Source organism: Pseudonocardia yunnanensis (assembly GCF_039534065.1).
GTDB lineage: Bacteria > Actinomycetota > Actinomycetes > Mycobacteriales > Pseudonocardiaceae > Pseudonocardia > Pseudonocardia yunnanensis.
This window is the reverse complement of record NZ_BAAAUS010000039.1, coordinates 63,730-75,328: the sequence shown is the minus strand read 5'-3', so window position 1 is coordinate 75,328 and position 11,599 is coordinate 63,730. Positions and strand designations below refer to the sequence as shown.

Sequence of the window (11,599 nt, the reverse complement as noted above, 5' to 3'; positions counted from 1 at the left end):
GGGCGCAAACGCTACAACCCCGTGTTGAAGCTATCAACACGGGGTTGAAAGCATCAGCGCGCGGTCCGGTTCCTGTCGGTCGCTCCCGCTAGCGTTCCCCGCCGTGATTGATCACCGCAGCGCCTACGGGCTCGTCACCCACTTCGATCCGTTCCGGCGCATCGAGACCGACACCCTGGCCCTCGCCGATGCGGCGGAGGGCCATCTCGCCGCGCCCGTGCCGAGTTGCCCGGGGTGGTCGGTGGCCGACTTGGTGTGGCACCTGCTCGAGGTGCAGCAGTTCTGGGGCACCGTCGTGGCCGAGCGCGTGCAGAATCCGGCCACGGTCGCCGAGGCCGTGCGGCCCGCGGAGGAGCGGCTCGTGCCCGAGCTACGCGCCGGCGCCGCCCGGCTGGTGAAGTCGCTGCAGGAGGCGGCGCCCGATGAGCCCGTCTACACGTGGGCCGCCCGGAGCGACGCCGGCTTCGTGGTGCGCCATCAGGTCCAGGAGGCTGCCGTCCACCGTTGGGACGCCGAGCAGGCCGTCGGGCGGCCACAGGCTCTCGACGCTGCGGCCGCCACTGATGCCGTCGAGGAGTTCCTCGAGGTCAGCACCCCGTTCCGCACGAAGGAAGCCGCTGCGGTCGGGGGCACGCTGGAGCTCGCCGCCGTCGACACCGGCATCCGATGGGCCGTCGGCGAGGACGAGCACGGCACCGCTCGGTGGCACCGGCTGACCGACCGATCCGATCAGCGGCCGGATGCGCTGATCGAGGGATCCGCGTCCGACCTGCTGCTCTACCTCTACCGCCGCCGCCCCGCCGGCGAGCTGCCGGTCACGGGCGACGTCGCGGTGGCCGAACGGTTCGCCCTGCGTACCGGCACCGACTGAGCGCCGTCGTCAGGAGCGGAGGCCCCCATGATCGTGCGCGAGCCCGCCGCCACCCGCGGGAGGTGCGGCCGGCTCGGACGGTGCCGCAGAGGCCGGGCCCGTGATCAGCGTCGGATCGGATGCGAGTGTGAGGGTCGCGAAGGCGATCCCGTCGGCGTTCTGGTCGAGCGCCGTGTCACTGATGTTGGTGACGGTGTCGCAGGCCTGGTGGTAGCAGGGGTCGAAGGGAGCTCCCGCCGTGCCGCCGAACATCGAAGCCTGTTCCGGGGTCTTCACGCCCTCCGCACCGGTGAACAACCCGCCGGCGGGGATCCCCGCCGCGATGAACGGCCCGTAGTCGGAACGCCCGTCGAAGTCGGTGCCCTGGAAGGCCAGGCCACGGTCGGCGTAGAACTTCTCGAACACGTCCTCGATGGCAGCCGAGCCCTCGGGGCCGGGGCCCGCGCCGGCGGCGTCGGAGTTGTCGCCGTCGTAGACGAACCGCCCGAAGTTGGGCGAGCCGACCATGTCGAAGTTCAGGTAGCCCGCGATCCGGGAGCGCTCGTCCTGCGGCAGCGTCGCCACGTAGTGCTGCGAGCCGAGCAGCCCGAGCTCCTCCGCGCCCCACCAGGCGAATCGCACCGTGGCATCCGTCTGCACCCCGGCCATCTGCCGCGCCACCTCGAGGATCGACGCGCTTCCGCTGCCGTTGTCGTTGATGCCGGGACCCTCCGGCACCGAGTCGAGGTGGGCCCCCACCATCAGCACGGTGTCGCCACCGTTCGGCGTCTCGGCGATGACGTTGGTGGTGGTGCGGTTCTCGCTCACGGCGTCCACCTGCAACTGCACGGTGGCGTTCTGCAGCGCCTCGCCGATGGCGAAGGTGGTGCCCACCACCGGGATGCCGATCGGCGCGCCGAGCGTGCCCTGCAGCAGTTCGGTGCGATCAGGTGCGTCGCCCTCGTTGAAGATCACCGCGCCCACGGCGCCTGCAGCCTCGGCGTTGCGTGCCTTCACTCCGAACTCGCAGGTGCCGCGCTGCAGCAGGGCGATACCCCCGTCGGGGAAGTCGGCGAAGTCCTCGGCCTCGCACCCACTGGTGGAGCCGCCGGTCGATGGCAGCCGAAGGTCGACCGGCACGGCCGTGCCGGTCACGTCACCGCTGCCCGAGAACGTCGTCGCGACGAAGTCGGTGCCCGCCGTATAGGTCACGGAGGTGGGCTCGGTCTGCGCCAAGGCCTGGCTGTTCAGTTGGAAGAACGCGAACTCGAAGTCCTGCGTGCTGACGTCGAGCCCGGCGTCGCGGGCCTGCTCGGCCACGTACTCCGCCGACGCTGTGTAGCCCGGGGTGCCCGAGGCACGCGTGCCGTCGTTGGCGTCGGCGATCGACTGGAACTCCGCCAGGTGCGCGCGCACCCCCTCCGCGGAGACGCAGTCCAGGATCTGCTCCACCGTGTCGCATTTCTGCGCCCCCGGAGCGTTGGCAGACGACGCCGCGGCCGGGGTGGCGCCCAGCAGCGACGCGGCGAGGGCAACGGCTGCCACGGCAACCACTCGTGATCGACGGGACACCGTAGCTGCGGTCATGAGGCACTCCACCGTTGTCAACGATGACCCGTTTACGTGGATCACTCTGACGGAGGAGAATGCCGAGTTCCGTCACGCAGGGTCAAGTACTGGACTCGCTGGGTACGCGTGTGCTAGCGACTCGAGGTCAGACCGGAAGCAACCCCTCCACCACGTCGGCGAGCTGCCCAGCCGTGCGGCACTCGTGCATCGGTAGTACCTCGCCATACCGGAGCGCAGCGGAGTCGCCAGTACCCCACTGCCGGCGCGGTTCCGGGTTGAGCCAATGCGCGTGCCGCGCCTGCCCGACGAGCCGGCTCAGCACGACGAGGTTCGGGTCGCGGTAGTTCGTGCGTGCATCACCCAGCACCAGCAAGGAGGTCTTCGGCGTCACCACCTCACCCCAGTGCTCCGCGAAGGTGCCGAAGGAACCGCCGTAGTCACTGTGGCCGTCGAAGGCCACGAGGTCGGCCTCCCGCAACACCCGCTGCATCACACCGGAGAGCTCCGCTCCGGGGTCGAAGAGGTGTGTCACCTCGTCGGCACGTTCGACGAAGGCGAACACCCGCACCTTGCTGAACTGCTCGCGCAGGGCCTGCACCAGCAGCAGCGTGAAGTGGCTGAACCCGGCCACCGAGCCGGAGACGTCACAGAGCACCACCAGCTCCGGGCGCCCGGGGCGTCGCTTGCGGTACGCCGGGCGCATCGGCACGCCGCCGGTGGACATCGACCGGCGCAGCGTCCGGCGCATGTCCAGCGTCCCGCGCTTGGCGTGCTTACGGCGCACCGCCAACCGGGACGCGAGGCGGCGGGCCAGCGGATGCACGGTGCGGCGCAGCAGGGCGAGCTGCTCGGCGTGCGCGGAGAGGAACTCGACCTGCTCGGCCTGCTTGGGCACGGCCGTCTTGGCCACGTGATCGCGTCCGCGGTGCTCGGCGGTGCGCCGGCGCACCTCGTCGGTGACCATCTTGCGGAACGCCGCGATGCGATCACGGATCTCGCGGCGGCGCACCTCGTCGGTGAAGGCGTCCTCGTCGCTGCCGCTCGCCCTGAGGTCGCTGAGGATCCGGGCCAGCAGCGTCTCGGGCGAGAGCACCCGCAGCGCCTGGTAGGCCGACCAGCTGGGCTGCCCACCGGCCCCCCGCACGCCCGTGCCGGAGGCGCCCGAGTGCCCGAGCGCGTCCACCACCGCGCGGGCGAGCTCGGCGAGGGCTTCGGTGTCGCCGTCGCGCAGCAGGTCGGCCAGGATGTCGCGGAGCGCGTCGACGTCCACGGGCCCGTCGGGCACGTCGTCCACGCGGGGCACCTCGACCTCCGCGGAACCGGAGCCCAGGGCGGCCGGGAAGTACAGCTCGAAGAGGGTGTCGAACACCTGCCGCTGACCGGACCGGCGCAGCAGGGCCGCGGCGAGTCCCTCGCGAACGTGCTCGCGATGGATCAGGTCGAGGGCACCGAACACGCGCGCGGCGTCCACCGTCTCCCCCGGCCCGACCGACACTCCATGACGCCGCAGGGCCGCCACGAAATCGACGAGATGTCCGGGCAGGCCGTGCTCCGACCTCTGGCCGGCCACTGTGGTCACCGTCTCATCATGAGCCATCGTCGGGCCGCTGGGCCAGCTTCTCGCCGACCCATGAGCCTGACGCGCCCGGTCAGTTCAGGCGCAGCTCGGCTGCCGCTTTCACCGCGTCGGACTGATGTTTGAGCACCACGCCGAGGGTGGCGCGCACCGTCTCGTCGTCCAGCGTGTCGAGCCCGAGCGCCAGCAGGGTGCGGCCCCAGTCGATCGTCTCGGCCACCGAGGGCGCCTTGCGCAGCTCGAGGCCACGCAGGACGCGGACCGTGCGGACGAGGGCGTCCACCAGCGACTCGGCCAGTTCCGGCACACGGCTCTGCACGATGCGCCGTTCCAGGTCTGCGTCCGGAAAGTCGAGGTGCAGGAAGAGGCAGCGACGCTTGAGCGCCTCGGAGAGCTCGCGCGTGGAGTTCGACGTGAGCAGCGCGAACGGACGGCGGGACGCGGTGATGGTGCCCATCTCCGGGACGGTGACCTGGTAGTCCGAGAGCACCTCCAGCAGCAGGCCCTCTACTTCAACGTCCGCTTTGTCCATCTCGTCGACCAGCAACACCGTCGGCTCGGTGCGGCGGATCGCGGTGAGCAGCGGGCGCGCGAGCAGGAACTCCTCCGAGAACACGTCGTCGCGTGTGTCGTCCCAGGACTCTCGGCCCTGGCCCGCGGTGATCCGCAACAGCTGCTTGGCGTGGTTCCACTCGTAGAGCGCGCGGGCCTCGTCGATGCCCTCGTAGCACTGCAGCCGTACCAGTCCCGAGCCCGTCGACTCCGCGACGGCCTTGGCCAGCTCGGTCTTGCCGACCCCGGCCGGTCCCTCGACGAGCAGCGGCTTTCCCAGCCGATCGGCCAGGTACACGGTGGTGGCCACGGCGGTGGAGGCCAGGTAGCCGACGCCGGCCAGCCGCTCGGCCACGTCAGCGACCGAGCCGAACAACGGGGACTGGGGAGCACTCACCCGCCCCATCCTGCCTCCCGGCCGCCCGTGAGCGAAGTGGTTGCCCGAACCGGACAGGAAGGCACACTGCTCATGGTCGCGGCTTCCCCTCGACATCGGTGCTCGACACGATCCGCAGGTTCGCGGAGGCAGACGTCACGCGGGTTGTCCACAGCCGGACTCCCCTGCCCGCCCGGCTGTCGGTGTCCTCGTCCACCATGGGTTGCGTGACGACAGGTACCTCCACGCACGAAGATCTGACACAGCAGGATCTCCGGCAGCGCGCCGAGGCCGTGCTCGCCACCCTGGCCGGTCCATCGGCCCGCTTGCGCGACGACCAGTGGACGGCGATCCACGCGCTCGTCGCAGATCGACGGCGGGCGCTGGTGGTGCAGCGCACGGGGTGGGGCAAGTCGGCGGTGTACTTCGTCGCCACGGCGCTGCTCCGGGCCGCGGGCGCTGGCCCCACCGTCATCGTCTCGCCGCTGCTGGCGCTCATGCGCAACCAGATCGACGCCGCCGCGCGCGCAGGCATCCACGCCGCCACGGTCAACTCGGCCAACACAGCCGACTGGGAGCGCACCTATGCCTCGGTCGACGCCGGTGAGGTCGATGTCCTGCTGGTGAGCCCGGAGCGGCTCAACAATCCGGATTTCCGTGATCGCGTGCTGCCCCGGCTCACCGCGAGCGCCGGGATGCTCGTGGTCGACGAGGCCCACTGCGTGTCCGACTGGGGCCACGACTTCCGTCCCGACTACCGGCGGCTGCGCGCGCTCATCGCCGACCTGCCCGCCGGCATTCCGGTGCTCGCCACCACCGCCACGGCCAACGACCGGGTGGTCGTCGACGTCACCGAGCAGTTGGGGCTCGCCTCCGGGGAGCCGCTGGTGCTGCGCGGCACGCTCGACCGCGAGAGCCTGCGGCTGTCCGTCGTGCGGCTGCCCACGCCTGCGCAGCGGCTGGGCTGGCTCGCAGCGCAGCTCGACGCCCTGCCCGGCGCGGGCATCATCTACACGCTCACGATCGCGGCCGCCGAGGAGGTGGCCGAGTTCCTGCGCGAGCGCGGCCACCCGGTGGCGTCCTACACGGGCAAGACCGAGCCCGCGGAGCGGCTTGCGGCCGAGGGCGATCTCCTCGCCAACCGCGTCAAGGCTCTCGTGGCCACCAGCGCGCTGGGCATGGGCTTCGACAAACCCGATCTCGGGTTCGTCGTCCACCTCGGCGCTCCTGCGTCGCCGGTGGCCTACTACCAGCAGATCGGTCGTGCGGGCCGTGCCGTCGAACGTGCCGAGGTGGTGTTGCTGCCCGGCCGGGAGGACCGCGACATCTGGTCCTACTTCGCCTCGCTCGCGTTCCCGCCGGAGCCGGTGGTTCGCCAGACACTGCGGGTGCTCGGGCCCGAGTCGCTCTCCACTGCTGCGATCGAGACACGCGTCGATCTCTCCCGCACGCGCCTGGAGATGTTGCTCAAGGTGCTCGACAGCGACGGCGCGGCGCAGCGCGTCAAGGGCGGATGGGTCGCCACCGGGCAGGAGTGGGTCTACGACGAGGAGCGCCACCGGCGCATCGCCGAGGCCCGCCGCGCCGAGCAACAGGCGATGCTCGACTACATCGACACCACCGACTGCCGGCTGGTGTTCCTCCGCCGCCAACTCGATGATCCCGACGCTCAGCCGTGCGGGCGCTGCGACAACTGCGCAGGCCCGATGTGGAGCACCGACGTCGACTCGAGCGCCGCCACCGCGGCGGAGGAACGGCTCGCCCGTCCCGGGGTCGAGGTCGCGCCGCGCAAACAGTGGCCGAGTGGGATGGCCGAGCTCGGGGTGCCGGTGTCCGGTCGGATCTCCGCGGGAGAACTCGCCGACACCGGGCGCGTCATCGGGCGCTTGTCCGACATCGGGTGGGGCACCCGGCTGCGTGAGCTGGTCACGGGGCAGGACGCGCCGGTTCCCAAGGACGTGCTCGACGCGTGCGTCCGGGTGCTGGCCGGATGGGGATGGGCCGAGCGCCCCGTGGGTGTGGTCGGCATCGGCTCGCGCACCCGGCCCCACCAGCTCGACCACCTGGCCCGTCGAATCGCCGAGATCGGCCGACTCCCGCTGCTGGGCAGCCTCGTCCCTGCGGGGCCACGGCCCGGTGAGCACTCCAACAGTGCTCAGCGGCTGGCGGCGGTCTGGCAGGCGTTCGAGCCACCGGCGTTCCCCGTCCCCGACGGGCCCGTCCTACTCGTCGACGACGTGATCGACAGCGGCTGGACGGCCACGGTGGCGGCGAGAATGCTGCGCCGCGCAGGGGCGTCGGCCGTGTTGCCGTTCGCGTTGGCGCAAGCCGGCTGAGCGGAGGAGCCCGCTCAGCTCGGCACCGGCACGGGTAGGTCCACGAGCAGGCTGCAGTGCACCTTGCGCACCACGCCCACACCAGGCGGCGGGTCCTCGTAGAACGCCCCGGCGGGCACGGCGACGATCCGCCACTCCGCGGCGCCCGGGCGCCCCGCGGCGAGCCACCGGTCGAGCGCGGCGAGCAACCGCCCGGCAAGGGTCGGTCCTGCGCTGCCGAACTCCCGCACGGCCACGGCTCCGGGCCCGCGGCCGTCCGGTCGCCCAGGCCCGGCCACCACCATCGCGAGACCCAGCGGCTGCACGTCGGCCATGGAGGCGAGCGCGATGGTGCCGGAGCCCGGACCGAGGGGCAGCAGGTCGTCGGGCAGGCCGGTCTCCGGCTCGGCCGCCAGCAGTCGGCACGCGCCCGGCTCGGTCAGGGCCAGCCAGAGACCGAACCCATCCCACACGTCCGCGGCGCCGAGCGCCACCGGCACGGTGAGCAACGCACCCGGTTCGGCGAGCGCCGCGGACACGCCGGCCGCCTCCGCCCGGGGTCCGTCCTCCGGCACCTGCAACATGAGGCCGACGCCGTCGAGCCTGGTCGCGACGTCCGTGCTCGCCCCCACGCCGCGAAGCCGGATGAAGGCGCAGCTGCGCACGGAGTGGCTGCGCAGCACCCCGTCGGGCCCGAGGTCGAGGGCCGTGGACAGCTGGCTCCCCCGCACGGCGATCGGGAGCAGCAGCCGCCCGCCCGGCACGAGCTGGGCCACCCATTCGGGCCGGATGTCGCCGCTGCCGACGGTCAGCACGATCCGGTCGTAGGGCGCTCCGGGCGGATGGCCGAGCGCGCCGTCCGCAGCCACCAACTCCACCCCGTCCACCCCGGCGCTCGCGAGGTGGAAAGCGGCCCGCTCGATGAGGTCCTCGTCGATGTCGACAGCTGTGACCGTTCCGCTCGGGCCGAGGATCCGCGCCATCAGCGCGGCGTTGTAGCCGGTGCCCGCCCCGATCTCGAGCACGCGCTGCCCCGGCCGCAGGTCGAGCTGCTCGAGCATGATCGCCATCATGGACGGCTGGGATGCCGAGCTCGTGGCCACACCGTCGGCGAACTGGACCGCGACCGCTTCGTCGGCGTAGGCCTCGTCGAGGGAGAGCCCGGGTAGGAACAGGTGGCGCGGCACGTTCCGGAAGGCGTCCTCGACGGCGGGCGAACGGATACGGCCGGCGTCACAGAGGACGTCGACCATGCTGGCGCGAGCGCGGTCGGCGGCAGCCACCGCCCGATCCTCGTCCGGGCGCCGGGGTGGCGACAACCCGGGTCAGCCGACTCGCAGGCGAAGCGTGGGCAACGCTGAGCAGGAGACTGGCGTGCGGGCGGACAACGCGTGTGAATGGCGGACGATTCGCAGACCGGAATGAGCCGCTCGCAGGGGGCCGGCGACCCGACAAACAGGCCGGCGGCGGCTCGTGCGAGCGGGCAGCGACTTACGCCCGGAAACCGATGACTGCCGAGAACGAGCGAGCGGCGTGCGTCCGGAAAACGGGCCTCTCGTAGGAAGGGGCGATTCGCATCAGAAACGGGGGGCTTACGCAAACAGGGAGACAACTCACACGCGGAAAGCGGCGAGTCGCGCCCGGGGACGGGCGGCTCGCGGGGGCATCGGGGTCAGGGGGTGGTCAAGGGGACCAGGTCGTCGGCGTGCACCACCTCGCGGCGCTGCTCGGGGGCCAGGTCGCGACTGCGGCGGCCGATGAGCGCCGGCAGTTCCGTGGCGTCGAACCCCACCACCCCGCGTGCGACGACCACGCCGTGCGGTCCCACGAGGTCCACCACATCACCCGCGACGAAGTCGCCGGAGATCCCGTGGATGCCCGCGGCGAGCAGGGAGCGGCGACGGCCGATCACCGCGGCCACGGCGCCGGCGTCGAGGTCGAGGGAGCCGCGCACGTCCGCCGCGTGTCGCAGCCAGAATCGGCGGGCCGACATCCGCCGCCCTGACGGCCGGAATGCCGTGCCCACCTTGGGACCCGTCTCCGAGGCGTCCAGGGCGGAGCTGACGTCCTCAGCTGCCGCGAGCAGCACGGGGATGCCCGCGGCAGCGGCCATCGCGGCCGCCGTGATCTTGGTGGCCATCCCGCCGCGCCCGAGGCTCCCCTCGCCCGGGCGGGCGACCCGCACTGACTCGAGGTCCGTCGGCGCCTCCACCTCGCTGAGCAGCCGAGATCCGGGCAGCCGCGGGTCGCCGTCGTACAGGCCGTCGACATCCGAGAGCAGCACGAGCCCGTCGGCTCCGATCAGGTGGGCGACGAGCGCGGCCAGCCGGTCGTTGTCGCCGACGCGGATCTCATCGGTGGCCACCGTGTCGTTCTCGTTCACCACCGGGAGCACGCCCAGGCCGAGCAGGCGCTCCAGCGTGCGCTGGGCGTTGCGGTAGTGGGCGCGGCGGATCATGTCGTCGGCGGTGAGCAGCACCTGCCCGATCGCCTGCTCGTGCCGCCCGAACGACGCCGCGTAGGCCTGCGCAAGCAGCAGCTGCCCGACGGACGCCGCGGCCTGCTGGGTGGCGAGGTCCCGGGGACGGCGGGCCAGCCCGAGCGGGGCGAGGCCTGCCGCGATCGCCCCCGACGACACGAGCACCACCTGGCTGCCCGCGCTGCGGCGGGCGATGAGCGCGTCGACGAGCGCGTCGAGCCGCAGCGGATCGAGCCCGCCGTTGAGACTGGTCAGGGACGACGACCCGACCTTGACGACGATCCGGCGCGCCGTGGCCAGCTGTCGCCGGGCAGTCACGGCCCGGTCCGGGGCCGATCCCCGGAGTCCGCAGGCTCGTCCCACACGGCGTCGTCCCAGGTGCCATCCGCATCCGGTTCGGTCCACCGTTCGGCCGGCCCGTCCGGCTCCTCCATGAGCAGCTCCGCATCGGTACGTGGTCTGCGCCGCTCGATGCGGGCTGCCTTGCGCTCGGCGGCGCTGATGCGGGAGTCGCGGTCGAGGCGCCGGTCGGTGCCGCGGCCGGACATCAGCACGGCGACACCGGCGGGCGTGCTCGGCTCCCAGTCGAACGTGACGTCGCCGATGGTCACCGGGCAGCCCGGCTTCGCGCCGGCCTTGGCGAGGGCCTCCTCCACGCCGAGCCGCGCGAGACGGTCGCCGAGATATCCGACGGCCTCGTCGTTGTCGAACGACGTCTGCCGGATCCACCGCTCGGGGCGGGAGCCGCGAACGATGAAACCGCCGGGCAGCTCGGGGTCCTCCTCGATCGTGAACCCGGCGTCGTCCACCGCCTGTGGGCGCAGCACGATGCGGGTGGGTTCGGCCACCGGCTGGGCGGCGCGGTAGGCCCGCACCTGCTCGGCCATGGCGAACGTCAGCTCACGGAGCCCGGCGCGGCTCGCGGTGGAGATCGGGAACACCGGCCAGCCGTAGCGCTCGGTGAGTTCGGCCGTGACGAGCTCGGCCATCTCCTGCGCGTCGGGCACGTCGATCTTGTTCAGCGCGATCAGCCGCGGCCGCTCGGACAGCTCGCCGCCCAGCGCCGGGGTGTAGCGGGCGAGTTCGTCCTCCAGCGCCTGGACGTCGGACACCGGATCGCGGCCGGGCTCGAACGTGGCGCAGTCGACGACGTGCACGAGCACCGAGCAGCGTTCGATGTGGCGCAGGAAGTCCAGGCCCAGACCGCGACCCTCGGACGCCCCGGGGATGAGACCCGGAACGTCGGCCACGGTGTAGACCTCCTCGCCTGCGGTGACGACCCCGAGCTGCGGCACGAGCGTGGTGAACGGGTAGTCGGCGATCTTCGGCCGCGCTGCGGACAGCGCCGCGACCAGCGACGACTTGCCCGCGGACGGGAACCCGACGAGACCGACGTCGGCCATCGACCGCAGCTCGAGCGTGAGGTCGCGGCTCTCCCCCGGCTCGCCGAGGAGCGCGAACCCGGGGGCCTTGCGGGCCTGCGAGGCGAGCGCGGCGTTGCCCAGCCCGCCACGCCCACCCTCCGCCGCGACGAAACGGGTGCCGGCGCCGACGAGGTCGGCGATGATCTCGCCGTTGCCGTCGAACACGACGGTGCCGTCGGGCACCCGTAGTTCCATGTCCTCGGCGTTGGCGCCGGCGCGGAACCCACCCTGGCCCTGCTTGCCGTTGCGGGCCATCGCGTGCGGGCGGTGGTGGAAGTCGAGCAGGGTGTGGACCCCGGGGTCGACGACGAGCACGATCGAGCCACCCTGCCCGCCGTTGCCGCCGTCAGGGCCGCCGAGCGGCTTGAACTTCTCGCGGTGCACCGAGGCGCAGCCGTTGCCGCCCGCCCCCGCGGTGGCGTGCAGCACCACCCGGTCCACGAACTTCGACATCGACT

Annotated in this window: 8 protein-coding genes; 2 read left to right on the top strand and 6 right to left on the bottom strand. The window is 72.3% G+C overall.

Features of this window, described 5'->3' with window-relative positions; translation table 11 throughout:
- The first annotated feature begins 103 nt into the window (after positions 1-103).
- Positions 104-871 (top strand): maleylpyruvate isomerase family mycothiol-dependent enzyme, encoded by a 768-nt coding sequence (locus ABD743_RS32500; protein WP_344726622.1) that lies wholly within the window; start codon positions 104-106, stop codon positions 869-871.
- Between the two features lie 9 nt (positions 872-880).
- Here ABD743_RS32500 and ABD743_RS32495 read toward each other — a convergent pair whose 3' ends face one another.
- From ABD743_RS32495 to ABD743_RS32485, 3 genes are all read right to left on the bottom strand, one after another.
- Positions 881-2,437: a M28 family metallopeptidase gene (locus ABD743_RS32495; protein ID WP_344726620.1), complete on the bottom strand. Its 1,557-nt coding sequence runs from the start codon at positions 2,435-2,437 to the stop codon at positions 881-883.
- A gap of 127 nt (positions 2,438-2,564) precedes the next feature.
- Positions 2,565-3,989 carry a vWA domain-containing protein gene (locus ABD743_RS32490; RefSeq protein ID WP_379659462.1) on the bottom strand — a complete coding sequence of 475 codons (1,425 nt, stop codon included), beginning with the start codon at positions 3,987-3,989 and terminating at the stop codon, positions 2,565-2,567.
- A 79-nt stretch (positions 3,990-4,068) separates the two neighbouring features.
- Positions 4,069-4,953, bottom strand: coding sequence for an AAA family ATPase (locus tag ABD743_RS32485; protein WP_379659460.1), 885 nt, complete (start codon positions 4,951-4,953; stop codon positions 4,069-4,071).
- Between the two features lie 197 nt (positions 4,954-5,150).
- Between ABD743_RS32485 and ABD743_RS32480 the strand changes: the two genes are divergently transcribed.
- On the top strand, positions 5,151-7,259 hold the full coding sequence (locus ABD743_RS32480; protein ID WP_379659461.1) for a RecQ family ATP-dependent DNA helicase: 2,109 nt from the start codon (positions 5,151-5,153) through the stop codon (positions 7,257-7,259).
- A 14-nt stretch (positions 7,260-7,273) separates the two neighbouring features.
- Here ABD743_RS32480 and ABD743_RS32475 read toward each other — a convergent pair whose 3' ends face one another.
- The 3 genes from ABD743_RS32475 to obgE form a co-directional block, all read right to left on the bottom strand.
- A complete protein-coding gene (locus tag ABD743_RS32475) occupies positions 7,274-8,521 on the bottom strand; it encodes a methyltransferase domain-containing protein (RefSeq protein ID WP_344726614.1) in 1,248 nt (415 codons plus the stop codon).
- Positions 8,522-8,910: 389 nt separating this feature from the next.
- On the bottom strand, positions 8,911-10,035 hold the full coding sequence (gene proB, locus ABD743_RS32470; RefSeq protein ID WP_344726612.1) for a glutamate 5-kinase: 1,125 nt from the start codon (positions 10,033-10,035) through the stop codon (positions 8,911-8,913).
- Positions 10,032-11,594, bottom strand: a complete 1,563-nt coding sequence (gene obgE / locus ABD743_RS32465) for a GTPase ObgE (protein ID WP_344726884.1) — start codon at positions 11,592-11,594, stop codon at positions 10,032-10,034. The genes proB and obgE overlap by 4 nt, the downstream gene beginning before the upstream one ends.
- Positions 11,595-11,599 lie beyond the last annotated feature (5 nt).